This window comes from Actinospineispora spinosispora DSM 44797, from assembly GCF_000429025.1.
Lineage (GTDB): Bacteria > Actinomycetota > Actinomycetes > Mycobacteriales > Pseudonocardiaceae > Pseudonocardia > Pseudonocardia spinosispora.
The window spans coordinates 563,744-578,110 of record NZ_KE386835.1; the positions used below are offsets into that span (position 1 = coordinate 563,744).

14 protein-coding genes are annotated in these 14,367 nt (G+C 68.0%); 3 read left to right on the forward strand and 11 right to left on the reverse strand.

All coding sequences use genetic code 11. From position 1 onward, the window contains the following. Nucleotides 1-7 precede the first annotated feature (7 nt). From G406_RS52065 to G406_RS0136400, 9 genes are all read right to left on the reverse strand, one after another. Nucleotides 8-583, reverse strand: coding sequence for a hypothetical protein (locus G406_RS52065; protein ID WP_051343150.1), 576 nt, complete (start codon nt 581-583; stop codon nt 8-10). A gap of 947 nt (nt 584-1,530) precedes the next feature. Further along, the gene (locus tag G406_RS52070) at nt 1,531-2,832 is read right to left on the reverse strand and encodes an MlaD family protein (RefSeq protein ID WP_051343151.1); all 1,302 of its coding nucleotides are present in this window, start codon (nt 2,830-2,832) and stop codon (nt 1,531-1,533) included. Then, nucleotides 2,829-3,974: an MCE family protein gene (locus G406_RS0136370; protein WP_051343152.1), complete on the reverse strand. Its 1,146-nt coding sequence runs from the start codon at nt 3,972-3,974 to the stop codon at nt 2,829-2,831. The genes G406_RS52070 and G406_RS0136370 overlap by 4 nt, the downstream gene beginning before the upstream one ends. Continuing rightward, the gene (locus tag G406_RS52075) at nt 3,971-5,257 is read right to left on the reverse strand and encodes an MCE family protein (RefSeq protein ID WP_051343153.1); all 1,287 of its coding nucleotides are present in this window, start codon (nt 5,255-5,257) and stop codon (nt 3,971-3,973) included. The genes G406_RS0136370 and G406_RS52075 overlap by 4 nt, the downstream gene beginning before the upstream one ends. After that, on the reverse strand, nt 5,254-6,246 hold the full coding sequence (locus G406_RS0136380) for an MCE family protein (RefSeq protein ID WP_028937652.1): 993 nt from the start codon (nt 6,244-6,246) through the stop codon (nt 5,254-5,256). Before G406_RS0136380 ends, G406_RS52075 begins: the two co-directional genes overlap by 4 nt. Next, nucleotides 6,243-7,424 (reverse strand): MCE family protein, encoded by a 1,182-nt coding sequence (locus G406_RS0136385; protein ID WP_028937653.1) that lies wholly within the window; start codon nt 7,422-7,424, stop codon nt 6,243-6,245. The genes G406_RS0136380 and G406_RS0136385 overlap by 4 nt, the downstream gene beginning before the upstream one ends. A 5-nt stretch (nt 7,425-7,429) precedes the next feature. After that, a complete protein-coding gene (locus G406_RS52080; RefSeq protein ID WP_156935334.1) occupies nt 7,430-8,647 on the reverse strand; it encodes an MCE family protein in 1,218 nt (405 codons plus the stop codon). Then, nucleotides 8,647-9,474 (reverse strand): MlaE family ABC transporter permease, encoded by an 828-nt coding sequence (locus G406_RS0136395; protein WP_028937654.1) that lies wholly within the window; start codon nt 9,472-9,474, stop codon nt 8,647-8,649. The genes G406_RS52080 and G406_RS0136395 overlap by 1 nt, the downstream gene beginning before the upstream one ends. Nucleotides 9,475-9,481: 7 nt before the next feature. Then, a complete protein-coding gene (locus tag G406_RS0136400; RefSeq protein ID WP_028937655.1) occupies nt 9,482-10,267 on the reverse strand; it encodes an MlaE family ABC transporter permease in 786 nt (261 codons plus the stop codon). Between the two features lie 257 nt (nt 10,268-10,524). On the opposite strand from G406_RS0136400, the gene G406_RS0136405 reads away from it, so the two are divergent. After that, a complete protein-coding gene (locus G406_RS0136405; protein ID WP_028937656.1) occupies nt 10,525-11,628 on the forward strand; it encodes a CaiB/BaiF CoA transferase family protein in 1,104 nt (367 codons plus the stop codon). A gap of 26 nt (nt 11,629-11,654) precedes the next feature. Next, nucleotides 11,655-12,281 (forward strand): TetR/AcrR family transcriptional regulator, encoded by a 627-nt coding sequence (locus G406_RS0136410; protein ID WP_028937657.1) that lies wholly within the window; start codon nt 11,655-11,657, stop codon nt 12,279-12,281. Nucleotides 12,282-12,710: 429 nt separating this feature from the next. Here the strand turns inward: G406_RS0136410 and rplL are convergent, their stop codons facing one another. Continuing rightward, complete coding sequence (rplL, locus tag G406_RS0136415; RefSeq protein WP_028937658.1) at nt 12,711-13,097, reverse strand: 50S ribosomal protein L7/L12; 387 nt, start codon at nt 13,095-13,097, stop codon at nt 12,711-12,713. A gap of 51 nt (nt 13,098-13,148) precedes the next feature. Next, nucleotides 13,149-13,697: a 50S ribosomal protein L10 gene (gene rplJ, locus G406_RS0136420; protein ID WP_028937659.1), complete on the reverse strand. Its 549-nt coding sequence runs from the start codon at nt 13,695-13,697 to the stop codon at nt 13,149-13,151. Nucleotides 13,698-14,056: 359 nt separating this feature from the next. Here rplJ and G406_RS0136425 point away from each other — a divergent pair, with 359 nt between their 5' ends. Beyond that, nucleotides 14,057-14,347, forward strand: a complete 291-nt coding sequence (locus G406_RS0136425; RefSeq protein WP_028937660.1) for a hypothetical protein — start codon at nt 14,057-14,059, stop codon at nt 14,345-14,347. Nucleotides 14,348-14,367: the final 20 nt, after the last annotated feature.

The window sequence follows — 14,367 nt, forward strand, 5'->3', positions numbered from 1 at the left end:
ACGGGGGTCAGGATCGGATGGCGCCGGAGGCATCGGCCTTCCAGCCGGCGTCCGGCGTGCGGACCAGCTCGATCTGCAGACGCACCTGCTTGGTGTACGGGAGGCTGGGGGCTCCGTTCACCATCTGGGTCACGTTCACATCCACCGCGGCCAGGGCCGTGGCCTTACCGGCCGTGATGTCCAGGTCGGACAGCGCGGCGTCGACCAACCGACCGGTGGTACTGACCTGAAGCTGACGAATCTGGTCGGCGTACTGCTTGCGGTTCTTCTTCAACTCGTCGAGCAACGGCCCCGTCGCCGAGGCCTCCCAGGTGTCGAGACCCTTGTCGACCGTGCTGTAGTCGAGGGTCTGCAGGTTCACCGCGATCTGCCGGGCCGCCGCGAGCGCGTCGTCCCTGCCCGCCGCGGTCTTAGCTGCCTGTCCGTGTGTGGCCGACCACCAGAGCGACCCGAACACCACGACCCCGATGAGCCCGAGCACCACGGCGATCGCCGCGATCCTCGTGGCCAGCGTGACGCGGTCGGGTTTCGGCCCCGTCTCGGGGTCGCCTCCCGCGCGTCGGTGCGCCAGCAGTCCGCTCATAACGGTTGAGGGTAGAGCCGGTGCTCTGAGGGCGATTCGGTACCCCCTGTCACAGGCCGTGGTTCCGTGGTTCATCCCCCGCTGGCTCGTCAGTGTGCTCGGGGTGGGTGCAGTCGTATCCCCGCTGGCCATCGAGTGTGCTTGGCGTGGCCGCCCGCTATCAACCCCCGGCTGACGCCGGCCTCGCGCAGGCTCCTGGTTGCACGGGCTCGGGGGCGAGGTTTCAGGGTTGACAGCGGGCGGCCACGCCAAGTGCCGGCCAGGATCGCGGGGGAAGGGGAGCTCTGCGGCGCTGTTGTTGGTCACGGCTGCGCCGCGCCCTGCGGCCTCCTGGTGCGAGTGCGCCTGCTCTTGTTCCCTGCGCGGAGTGTCCCGGGTGACGTCAAGATCGCCTCACCAGTCACACCCACCCCATCGCGGCCGACTTTGCACATCCACGTGCTGCGTCGCACACGTCCGGACATGTGCGACGCAGCACGTAGACGTGCAAAGTGGCGACGACATCCCATCTGTCACACGAGCAACACCGGGGCGACCTCGCAGAGGCTCACGTCGCGTCGCACATGTTGGAACATCTGCGACGCAACACGTAGCTCTGCGAAGCGTGACACAAGCAACCACAGAGACTCCTGGGGCTACGCGCAACGCGCGAGGGCGCAGCCCGATGCGCAAAGAAGGCGCCATCGGCCCGCCACCACCAACGGCATGCACGCACACCACCCCCATCCCCGCGATCCTGGCCAAGCACTTGGCGTGGCCGCCCGCTGTCAACCCTGAAACCTCGCCCCCGAACTACGCGCAACCACGAACCCGCGCGAGGCCGGCGAAGCCGGGGGTTGAGAGCGGGCGGCCACGCCAAGCACACTGAAAGCCAGCGGGGACGACACCAAGCACGCTCACGAGCCAGCGGGGACCGACACCAAGGACACTGAAAAGCGGCCGGGGACTCAGCTCCCGGGATTCAACCCGAACGACCCGAACGTGGCCGGAGCCCCGAGCAGCCCGGGCAGAGCAGGCATCGAGTCAGGCCCGGACGGCGACCCATGATGCCCCCCACCCCGAGCGGGCCCGAAGATCCCGGCAGCGGGCCCGTCGCTGTAGAACGCCCGGAACCAGTCCGGCGCAGGCGAAGGCTTCCCGTTCACGAACGGATAGCCGGGCTTGATTCCACGCACGTTGGTCGGCGAGTACAGCGGCTCCCGGCAGTAGGCCCGGTAGTTCACCGGCTGCGGGCTGATGTCGGTACCGGACCGCTTGTTGGTCGCCTCGTACCCCTTCGTGCACGGCGGCGGGTCGTTCAGGTTGATCACGAAGCCGAGGTGTGCGGTGCCGTCACCGGGAAGCAGCGTCGGGATCGCGGCGGCCAGACCGGGGTAGAGCTGCAGGACCGATTGAATGCCACGCAGGTGCTTCTTCGTGATCTGGCTCAGCGTCAGGCTCTGCTTGATCGTGTCGTGCAGACCGTCACCGGACTCGTCGAGCAGCGCGGACACCTCGTGCGCGGCCTCCGGACCGGTCTCCAGCAGCCGGCGGATGTCCGGGTCGCTGTCCTTCAGCTGCTCGCTGATGTTCTTCAGGTCGCCGCTGAACGACTTGATCGGGTCCGCGAGGTCGTTCTGCGTCTGCAGAACCGTCCGCGCGTCCTTGATCAGGGCGAGCGTCTGCGGCAGGTTCGCCATCGCCGACTCGGTGAGTGAGTTGGTCGAGTCGAGCAGCAGCTGCAGCTTCGGGCCGAGGCCGTTGAACGCGATGCCCAGCTCGCTGACCGAGGTTCGCAGGTCGTCGAGCGGGACGCTCGCGGCGAGCGTGTCCAGGTTCTTCAGCACGTCCTGCACCGGCACCGGCAGCGCGACCCGGTCGGCCGGGATCGTCGCGCCGTCGCGCAGGAACGGTGCGGTGTCGCGGTTCGGGCGCAGGTCGACGTAGCGCTCGCCGACCGCCGACCGGTCCGCGACCAGTGCGTTCAGGTCGGCGGGGATGTTCGGCCCGCCGCCGTCGATCACCAGGTCGACGACCGCGCCGTTGTCGGTCAGCTCGATCGGGCCGACCTCGCCGACCTTGACGCCCCGGAACGTCACTTCGCTGCGCGGGAACAGACCGGCGGCGTCGGACACCGGCATGTGCACCGTGTACGGCTTGGCACCGATGAAGTTGAAGACGCCGAGGAAGTGTGCCCCAATGTAGACGACCAGTGCGACGGTGAGCACCAGGAACGCCGCGGCTCTGACCATCGTCGCGCGCGTGATCATTTGTCGCCACCCCCGAGACCTGGCAGTTCGAGACCACCGAGCGGCGTCTTCGGCAGGGCCTTGTCCAAGGTCTGCAACGGCGCGACGGGCAGCGTCATCAGTGGATCGGTGGGCAGCTGGACCGGTGGTGTGCTCGCGTTCAGCAGGTTGTCCAGCAGGTCCTGGATGTTCAGGTCGATCGAGATCTTCAGGTTCATGTGGTCACCGCGCACCGCGCCGGTGGCGGAGTCGGTGAACGGCGGGGTGGCCAGAATCTGCAGCGACTTCGGCAGCGCGTCGCCGGACTTCGCCAGCTCACGCAACGTCGGCTGCAGCGCCCTGAGGTCGGCGACCAGGTCGTCCTGGCTGCGGTCCACCACGTCGTTCGCCACGTCGGACAGCCGGTCGAGTGCCTTGAGCATGCCGACGAGCTGCGGGCGCTGCTCCTCCAGTACCGCGAGGCCCGGTTCGAGATCGGTCAGCACGACGTCGAGGTTGTCCTTCTGGTCGGCCAGCCGCGCGGACAGCCGGTCCACGCCGTCGAGCGCGCGGGTGATGTTGCCCTTCTGCGCGTCCAGCGTGGTGGTCAGCGTGTTCAGGTCGTTGAGCAGCGCCTTGGCGTCGCCCTCGTGACCGTTGAGCGCGGTGTTGAGCTCCTTGGAGATGCTCTGCAGCTGACCGATGCCACCGCCGTTGAGCAGCATGGACAGGGCGCCGAAGATCTCCTCGGCCTCCGGGAACCGGTTGGTGCGCTGCACCGGGATGGTGGCCCCGTCGACCAGCTTGCCCTGGGGCGGGCCGTCGGTCGGCTGGCCCAGCTCGATGTACTTCTCACCGAGCAGTGTCGTCTGCTTGAGCTGCGCGTCGGCGTTCGCCGGCAGCGCGACCCCGCCGTTGATCTGCAGGTGCACGTTCGCCAGCCAGGTCTTCGGGTCCAGGTCGATGTCCTTCACCTGGCCGACCGAGACGTTGTTGACCTTGACGCTGGACTGCGGCACCAGGTCGAGCACGTCGCGCATCTGCACGGTGATCTGGTACGGGCTCGACCCCAGGTCGGCACCGCCGGGCAACGGGATGCCCTGCAGCGTGATCGATCCGCACCCGGAGAGCAGCCCGGCCGACAGGCCGACTGCCACGACCTTGGTGGCCACGCGGCGGTTCATCGTCCGCCCCCGAACAGGTCGCTCAGCGTCGGTGTGTGCTCGCGCTTGGGTGCTTGGTACGGCTTCTTCTTCTCGGTCGGCTGCTCGGCGGGCGGTGTGACCTGCGGCAGCGCGGTGAGCGCGGGCGCCACCTTGCTCGCCGCCTGCAACGACGGCACCTTCGGCAGTGCGAGCGGGCTGCTGAGCAGGTTCGCCGTCGGCATGTTGCCGATGTTCGCGCAGCCGGCGAGGCCACCGGGGATCACGAGTTCGAACACCGCGCCGACGACGGTCTGCAGCGGAGGCGGGAACAGGTAGTAGAGACCGCACAACACACTCGGCAGCAGCGCGAGGCGGGTGTCGAGGGTGCCCGACGATGCGTTGTATCCGTTGACCAGACCGTCCAGTCCGACCGGCGCGGTGTCCAGGACCTGCTCCAACGCGAGCCGTTCGCCGTTGACGGTCTGCAGCACGTCGCTCAGCTGGTCCACGTTGGTCCGGATCTCGTCGCGGTTGTCCCGGATGAACTTGGCGACGTCGCCCAGCGCGATCGACAGCTCGTGCAGGGTGTCTCCCAGGTTCTTCCTCTCGTCCGAGAGGTAACCGCTGACCTGGGCGAACTGTTGGGTGAACGCGCGGACCTGGCCGTCGTTCTGCTTGAGGTTCGTGGTGAAGGACTGCAGGTTCTGCACGGTCCCCGCGAGGTTGTCGCGGTTCGCGGACAGCGTCGTGATGGCCTGCGAGGCGTTGCCCAGCGTCGTGTTCAGCGCCTGGCCGTTGCCCTTGAGGTTCGCCGCGAGCGTCTTCAACGCGTCGGACAGCGCGCCCTTGTCGTTGACGCCCTGCGGACCGAGCGCCGTGCTCAGCTTCTGGGTGCTGGCCAGCAGGTCGTCGAACTCGGCCGGCGTCGCGGTGCGTTCCTTCGGGATGACCGTGCCCTCGGCCATGACCGGGCCGCCGGTGTAGACCGGGGACAGCTGCAGGTAGCGGTCGGCGACGACGGTGGGTGAGACGACGGCGGCCGTGGCGCCCGCCGGGACCTTGGTCTTCGTCTGGACGTGGAAGTCGACCTTGACCAGCTGGCCCTGCGGGGTGACCGCGTCGACCGTGCCGACCGGGACGCCGAGCACCCGCACGTCCGAGCCGGGATACAGACCGATGACCGTGGTCAGCATCGCCGAGTACCGGTTGCCGACGGGCCGGTTGCTGAAGTAGACGATCCCGGCGATCACCACCGCGGCGATGACCACCAGCGCGATGGCCGTGGTGTACCAGGTCCGGCCGCGTACCTTGTCCGGGCTCACCGGTTACCTCCGGTCCCTGCTGACGGGTTGGCGACGCTGGGCAGCGAAGGCAGCAGGCCGTCGACGAAGCTGTCGAACCAGCGCCCGTTGCCGAGCGCGTTGCTGAACACCGTGGCGAACGGGCCCAGCCTGCGGATGCCGGCGACCAGCGCGTCCTCGTTGTCCTGCAGGAGCTTGGTCAGCCGGTCCAGCTCGTCGAGTGTCGGGCCGATCTGGTCCTCGTTGTCCTTGATCAGTCCGCGCAGCTCTTTGCTGAGCCTGCGGGTGCCGTCCAGCAGCTGGCTGATCGCACCCTCCCTGGCCCGCAGCTCGTCCAGCAGCTTCGTGCCGTCGGACAGGATCTTGTTGATGTCGTCGTTGCGCGCGGCCAACGTGCCGGTGGCTCGGTTGGTGTTGTCGAGCAGGTGCGCGAGCTGGTCGTCGCGGGAGGCGATGGTGACCGACAGCCTGCTCAGTCCGTCGAGCGAGGTGCGGACGTCGGCGGGGGTGTCCTTGAACGTCTCGGCCAGTGTCCTGAGGCTCGCGGCCAGTGCGTTGGTGTCGAGCTGACCGACGGTGGTGGAGAGCTGGTTGAAGGCCTGCACCACGTCGTAGGGCGCCACGGTCCGTTCCAGCGGGATCGGGCTGTCCGTGGCCAGCGGCCGGTCCCCGGCGGGGTCGATCGCCAGGTACTTCTCACCGAGCAGCGTCTTGATCTGGATCGACGCCGAGCTGGCGTTGCCGATGTCCGCGTCCTTTGCCCGGAACTTGATGAGCACGTGGTTGCCTTCCAGGCTCACGTCGGTCACCTTGCCGACGCGGACGCCCGCGATGCGCACCTCGTTGCCGGACTGAAGGCCGGCAGCCTCGGAGAACTGCGCCTTGTACTCCGGACCGGAGCCGATGATCGGCAGGCTGTCCGCCCGGTAGGCCACCACCAGCAGCACGGCGATGACCGCCATGCTGACCAGCCCGATGATGATCGGGTTGCGACTGCTGAACGCCTTCACTTGCCGGTACCTCCCAGTCCTGGGATGGCCGGCAGCGCCGGGGTGCTCAGCGGCAGGTTCGGGACCGCGGGCAGTGTCGGGAGGGTCGGCAACGGCGGCACCACCGGCGTGGCGCCGGTCGGATGGTCGGTGCAGCGGTCGTTCGCGCCGATGACGCCCGGCGGGATGTCCAGCGGCAGCTTCGCTCCACCCAACACATCGGGCAGGGTCAACGTGCCCCCGAGGTCGCAGACGTAGAAGTTGAACCAGGACGCGTAGGTGCCCAGCGGCGTCAGCGTGTCCAGCTTCTTCGGCAGGAACTGGATGAAGTGCTCCACCAGGTCCCGGTTGTCGTTCAGGTTGCCGGCCAGGTCACCGAGGTGCTCGATGTCCTTCTTCAGCGGCGGGCGGGCATCGTGCAGCAGGTCGGCCGTGTTGTCGGTGAGCTCACCGAGCGACGAGATCGCCTCGCCGATCGTGTGCCGGTCCTGCGACAGCCCGGACACCAGCTCGCGCACCGTGACGACGAGCTGGGTGAACTCCTCGTCGCGGGCGTTGACCGTGTCCAGCACCTCGTTGAGGTTGTCGATGACCGCGCCGATCACCTGGTCCTTGTCGGCGATCGTGCTGGTCAGCGACGCGGTGTGGGCCAGAAGGCTGGAGATCGTGCCGCCCTCGCCCTGCAGAACCTTGACCAGCTCGAAGGACAGCTGGTTCACGTCGTCCGGCGACAGCGCCTGGAACAGCGGCCGGAAGCCGTTGAACAGCTGGGTCAGGTTGACCGCGGGGTGGGTCTGGGTCAGCGGCAGGACCGCGCCGGCCTGCAGCATGTCGCTCGGGTTCGTCCCCGGCGCCGAGACGCCCTGGTCGAGCGAGATGAAACGCTGGCCGATCAGGTTGCGGAACTTGATCGTCGCCTCGGTGCTGCGCGGCAGCCGCAGCGACCGCTGGATCGAGAAGTCGACCATGGCGACCTTGCGGTCGACCAGCCGGATGTCGTCGACCTGGCCGACCCGGACACCGGCGATGCGGATCTCGTCGCCGTTGACCAGGCCGGTCGCGTCGGTGAACTTCGCGCTGTAGCTGGTGGTGTCACCGCCCACGCGGTTGGCGATCGTGCCGGCGAGCAGCGCGGTACACAGCAGCGTGACCACCGCGAAGATGACGAACTTGGTGAGCGGTCCGCCCATTCCACGCAGCGCCCTCATCGGCCCTCCTCCGAACCGATGGCGCCGAAGAACGGAATCCCGAGCGGCTTGGGCGTGACCGGACGTCCGCTCAGCAACGGTCCGAGCTGCGAGGCCTGGGTGCTGGCCGGCGGGTGCGTCGATCCGTCCAGGTACGGACCGCCCGGGTACTGCGGGAGGTCCGGGGTGTTCGGGTAGCAGGCCGGGCCCCGGTTGTCGGTGAACTCCGGCTCGTCCTGATGCGGCAGGTACTTGCCCCGGGTGGCGATGATCTCCGCCGTGATGTGCAGCGCCGGGCGGGCGATCCCCTTGCCGAACGCGACGTCACCGAGCGGGATCGCGTCGGACAGCCGGGTGAACAGGCACGGGAACTCCGGCGAGTAACGGGCCAGCAGCTCCAGCGTCGGGCGCGCCGTGGACAGCAGGTTGACCAGGTTGCTGCGGTTGTCGTCCAAGAACTCGCGCAGGTCGTCCGAGCTGTCGGTGACCGAGGAGTACAGGTTGGCGAACTCGTCCTGCTTCTCGTCGATCGTCTTCGTCGTCGTGGTCAGCGTCTTGAGGCCTTCGATGAGGTCCGGCGCCGCCTGGGCATAGGTGTCGCTGAACTTCGGCAACGCCTTGATGTCGTCGGTGAGCTCGGGCAGCGCCGGGTTGAACTTCACCAGGTACTGGTGCAGCCGGGTGATCGTCTGCCCCAGTTCCTCGCCTCGGCCGGACAGCGCCTGGTTGAGCGCGCCGAGCGTGCTGGCCAGGTCCGCCGGGCGGACCGCCTGGATCAGCGGGAGCAGGTTGTCGAAGACCTGCTCGACCTGGATCGTGTTGCTGGAGCGGTCCCGGTCGATGACGTCGCCGGCCTGGATCGTCTGCTTCGACGGGTCCTTCGGCGACTCCAGCGACACGAACCGCTCGCCGAACAGGCTCTTCGGCAGCAGCGCGACGGTCACGTTGCGCGGGATGCGCGCGGCCTTGTCCGGCTGCAGCGACAGGGTCAGCGTGGCGATCTTGCCGTCGCTGACCGCCTTGCTGACCTCGCCGACGGCGACGCCGTGCATGCGCACCTCGGCCTGCGGCAGGAACGAGTTGTCCACCTGGTCGATCCGGACGGTCACCGGGACCGAGGCGGTGAACACCTTGTTGTAGACCAGCACGCACAGCGCGAGCAGCGCGACGACCAGCGCGATCATCACGAGACCGAGGAGTCTTCTCGGCACCGGGGACAAACGGTCGACGGCCATCAGGCGATCTTCACCGTGGTCGTGGAGCCCCACAGCGCGAGACTCACGGCGATGTCGATCACGAAGATCAGGACGAGCGAGGCACGGACCGAACGTCCCACCGCGACACCTACCCCGGCGGGGCCACCGGTCGCCCGGTACCCGTAGTAACAGTGGATCAGGATGATCAGAACCGCCGTGACCAGCACCTTCAGGAACGAGTACAGGATGTCGACCGGCGGGAGGAACAGCTCGAAGTAGTGGTCGTAGGTGCCGAGCGACTGGCCGTAGAAGATCGACACGGTCAGCCGCGAGGCCAGGTACGAGGCCAGCAGACCCGCCGCGTACAGCGGGACGATCGCCACGAAGCCGGCGATCAGCCGGGTGGTGATCAGGAACGGAAGGCTGGGCACCGCCATGACCTCGAGCGCGTCGATCTCCTCGGAGATGCGCATGGCGCCGAGCTGCGCGGTGAAACCGGCGCCCACCGTCGCGGTCAGGCCGATCGCGGCGACCAGCGGCGAGATCTCGCGGGTGTTGAAGTACGCGGCGATGAACGCGGTGAACGCGGCGGCGCCGAGCTGGTTCAGACCCGCGTAGACCTGCAGACCGACGACCGAGCCGGTGAACGACGTCAGCAGCGCGACGATGATCACCGTGCCACCGACCAGGGCGAGCCCGCCCGCGCCGAAGGTGACCTCGGTGAGGATGCGCAGTACTTCCTTCTTGTACCGGGTCAGCGTGCGCGGGAACCAGCGGATCGCCCTGATGTAGAGCCAGCCCTGGTCACCGAGTTCGTCGAGAACCCGCAGCGGTGCTTCCGCGACCCGCTTCAACTCATCTGCCACCGGGTTCTCAGCTTCCCTTCGCCGGGATCAGCGTCAGATAGATCGTGGTGAGCACCACGTTGATCAGGTACACGAGCACGAAGCTGATGACGACGGACTGGTTCACCGCGTCACCCACACCCTTCGGCCCTGGCGCCGGGTTGAGCCCCCGGTAGGACGCGACGATGCCGGCCGCGACGCCGAAGAACAGTGCCTTGATCGCACCGATGACCAGGTCGGCTGGCTGCGCCAGCTGGGAGAAACCCGCGAGGTAGGCACCGGGGGTGCCGTTCTGCAGGATGACGTTGTAGAAGTACCCGCCCGCGACACCGACGATCGTGATCAGCCCGTTGAGCAGGACGGCGACGATCGCGGCGGCCAGCACCCTGGGCACCACGAGGCGCTGGATCGCGGAGATGCCGAGCACCTCCATCGCGTCGATCTCCTCACGGATCGTCCGCGCGCCCAGGTCCGCGCAGATCGCGGTGCCACCGGCGCCGGAGATCAGCAGCGCGCAGATGATCGGGGCGGCCTGCTGCACGTTCGCCAGGACGCTCGCCGCGCCGGTGAACGACTGTGCGCCGATCTGTCTGGTCAACGACCCGAGCTGCAGTGAGATCACCGCGCCGAACGCCATCGACACCAGAGCGGCGGGCAGGATCGACACGCTCGCGATGAACCACAGCTGGTCGATCAGCTCGCGCAGCTGGAAGGGGCGCTTGAACAGGTTGCGCCCGACATCCAGGCCGAGCGCAAAGATCTTGCCCACCTGCTGCAGCGCCGCGGTGGGTCGTGCGATCAGCGGACTGGTCACGTGACTCCGTACCTTGCCGGGGGAATCCGATAATTCGGGCTACCCATATATCCCTATCAGGTGAGCACAATCTCTCTTACGGGAGACCCGAGGCGCCCCGGCGAGTTAACGAGCCACAGTGGACTCGGGTTACTCGCGAGTTGGAACTATTGCTTCTCACGCGGGTATCGATTCGACTCGCGGATAAATTATGGTGACCGACGTAGGTCTACCGTCCTGGTAGGACCGTCGTGATTCATGACCCTGGAGGACGCATCGTGGCTGGACCATTGGCTGGACTGAAGGTCGTCGAGCTGGGCGGCATCGGCCCGGGACCACACGCCGCCATGATCCTGGCCGACCTCGGCGCCGACGTCGTCAGGGTGGAGCGCCCCGCGGGCAGCCTCAAGCTCACCGGCGGCAAGGACTACACACTGCGCGGGCGCCGTTCGGTGGCGGCCGACCTGAAGTCGGAGGCCGGCCGGGAGACCGTGCTGCGGCTCGCCGAGAAGGCCGACGTGCTCCTGGAAGGTCTGCGTCCCGGCGTCACCGAGCGGCTCGGCGTGGGCCCCGAGGACTGCCGCGCGCGCAACCCGCGCCTGGTGTACGGCCGGATGACCGGCTGGGGGCAGGACGGCCCGCTCGCGCCGAGGGCCGGGCATGACATCAACTACATCTCGCTGACCGGCGCCCTGCACGCGATCGGCCAGGCGGACAAGCCGATCCCGCCGCTGAACCTCGTCGGCGACTACGGCGGCGGCTCGATGTTGCTGGTCATCGGCGTGCTGGCGGCGCTGACCGAGCGGCAGAACTCGGGTGAGGGCCAGATCGTGGACGCCGCGATGATCGACGGGACGTCCATCCTGAGCCAGATGTTCTGGTCCCTGCGCGGCAGCGGGGTGTGGAACGACAACCGCCACGACAACCTGCTCGACGGCTCCACCCCGTTCTACGACACCTACGAGTGCTCCGACGGACGCCACGTCGCGGTCGGCTCGCTCGAGCCGCAGTTCTACGCACTGCTGCTGAAGGGTCTCGGACTGGACACCGAGGACCTGCCCGCGCAGCACGACAAGTCCGGCTGGCCGGTGCTGCGCGAGCGGTTCACCGCCGCGTTCGCGAGCAGGACGCGGGACGAGTGGGCCGCGGTGTTCGCCGACACCGACGCCTGCGTGACGCCGGTCCTCACGTTCGCCGAGGCGGCGGAGCATCCGCACGTGCAGGCCCGCGACACGCTCATCGAGCTGGACGGGGTCACCCAGGCCGCGCCCGCCCCTCGTTTCTCCCGCACCCCGGCCGGAACACCCAGCACTCCCCCGGTCGCCGGCGCCGACACCGACTCGGTCTTCGCGGAATGGGGAATCAAGCCGCTCGACGAGTGATTCGGCGGTACCCGTAGGGTATTTGCATGGTTAGGCCGTTACGGACGGTGGCGGACTGGCGCCATTTTTCAGAGTCCCATGACCTCGACCCCGTGCTGAATGCGGCGGTCGCCGCTTTCGTGACTTTCGGCTACCACGGAACCACGATGCGGGAAATCGCCCGTCGCGCGGAGCTGTCCGTCCCCGGCCTCTACCACCACTACCCCAGCAAGCAGACCATGCTGGTCGGGGTCCTCGACGCCGCGATGACCGAATTTCGGTGGCGCATGCTCGCGGCCGACGAAGAGGGCGACGAGGACCCCGTCCTGCGGCTGGAGCTGCTGGTCACCGCGCTGGTGCTGTTCCACTGCCGTCGCCAGGAGCTCGGCATCGTCGCGAACAACGAGATGCGCAGCCTCGAGGAGCCCAACCGGCGTCGCATCCTGAACGCCCGCACCGAGATGCAGCGCCTGGTCGACGGCGCGGTCCTGGACGGTTCGGCGCGCGGCGTCTTCCGCACGCGCTACCCGGTGGACGCAAGCCGAGCCGTGGTGACCATGTCGATCGCGGTGGCCACCTGGTTCAAGCCCGACCTGCCCCTGTCCCCGGAGGACGTGGCAGACCGCTACGTCGACTACGCCCTGGGCGCGGTCGAGTTCTACGACCTCACGTGAGCCACGTGAGCCACGTGAGCCACGTGAGTGGCAAGGGCGTCTACCCCGAAGGGGCGCCGAAGGCGTAGGCGCTCGGAGCACTCACGACAGCTTTTCCGTCGTGAGTGATCCGGGCGCCTATAGGCGCCCTTGCCACTCACGAGTCGACGGCGAAGCCGAGATGCCTTGAAGCCGGGCACGGGCTAAGCCGGGGACGGGGCCGTGGTCCCGACCGCGTGCACAGAGTTGCGCTGCCTCGGGGTCCCTCGTGAGTGCTGAGGGCGCCTATAGCCGCTCTACGCACTCACGACGGAAAAGCTGTCGTGAGTGCGTAGAGCGGCTACGCTTCGCGCCCCTTCGGGGTAGACGCCCTCATCACTCACGAGGGGGACAGCAGAACGGGCCGGTTCCTGGAAAGGAACCGGCCCGTTGTGCAAGGTGGTGCTGGGGTCAGCTGAGGCTGACCTTGGCGCCGGCCTCTTCCAGCTTCGCCTTGGCTGCCTCGGCAGCCTCCTTCGGCGCGTTCTCCAGGATCGGCTTCGGGGCGGACTCGACGAGGTCCTTGGCCTCCTTGAGGCCCAGGCCCGAGACGAGCTCGCGGACGACCTTGATGACCTGGATCTTCTTGTCACCGGCGGCCTCGAGGACGACGTTGAACTCGTCCTTCTCCTCCTCGGCGGGGGCTGCGGCACCGGCGGGGCCGGCGGCGGCGACCGCGACCGGGGCGGCGGCGGTGACGTCGAAGGTGTCCTCGAACTTCTTCACGAACTCCGAGAGCTCGAGCAGCGTCATGTCCTTGAACGACTCGAGCAGCTCGTCGGTCGACAGCTTCGCCATGGTGGCGTGTCCTCTCTACGTACGGGTCAGTCTGGGTGTGATGTGTGCGGTCTACTCGGCAGCTTCGGCGGGTGCGTCGGCACCTTCCGAAGCGCGCTTGTCGGCCAGAGCCTGAGCCAGTCGTGCGACCTGCGACGCCGGAGCGTTGAACAGGGCGGCAGCCTGGGACGTCTTGGCCTTCATCGCGCCGGCCAGCTTGGCCAGCAGGACCTCACGGGACTCGAGGTCGGCGAGCTTGTTCACCTCGTCGGTGGACAACGGGCGGCCGTCCATGACGCCGCCCCTGATCACCAGGCCCTTGTTGTCCTTGGCGAAGTTACGCAGTGCCTTCGCGGCATCGACCGGCTCGCCGGTCACGAAGGCAATGGCAGTGGGGCCGACCAGCAGCTGGTCGAGCCCGTCCACCCCGGCGTCAGCGGCTGCCCGCTTGACCAGGGTGTTCTTCGCCACGCGGTACGTGGCCGAGTCCCCGAGAGCCCGTCGCAGCTCGGAAAGCTGCGACACGGTCAGACCGCGGTATTCGGTGATCACCGATGCGGATGCGCCGCGAAAACGGTCGGCGATCTCCGCGACGGCAGCCACCTTGTCGGGCCGTGCCATCGGGCCTCCTCATGTAGCGGTATCAGGGGTGCACCACCGCACGACCAGCCCCGCTACACGACAAACGCCCCGGCGCAAGGCGCACGGGGCGTGGAGCACAGCGCGGCACACGGCCACGATGTGAGCTACTACCTCGTTCTCCCTGCGCGGGCCGCTCGCCGGATGGCGGAGCTTTTAGGCCAGCGAGATCAGGCGAACCTGAGCGCGCGGCGACCTGCGGTCTACGGTGGAACTTCCCCTACCATACGTGACCGTTTCCCGACACGTATCACCGGGTAGCGCGTTGCCCTGGCGAGCACGGTCCGACGGACTAGTGTGGCCCGGCATACGGGGGCAGATATATCGGGGAGGGTCTGGCTATGGACACTGTGTGGATCGACGTCAGCATGTGGAGCGGGCTGAGCGGTAAGCCCCAGCCGTACATGGACGTCGAGTGCGAGGTGCCGGACGAGACGCCGTCGGACGGTCCGGGCTGGCGGGACTGGGCGGTGGAGCAGCTCGGTCATGTGGCGACGACCGACGACTGGCAACCGGGCCGCTACCACTTCACCGTGGAGGAGCGGGACCCTTCGGGCCGCTCACATTCTCCCCTGGCTCAGGGCATCTGGGAGTGGAGCACCCCCCGCGAGTCGGGGCTCCCAGCACTCTGAGTCGGGAGCCTCAGCACACG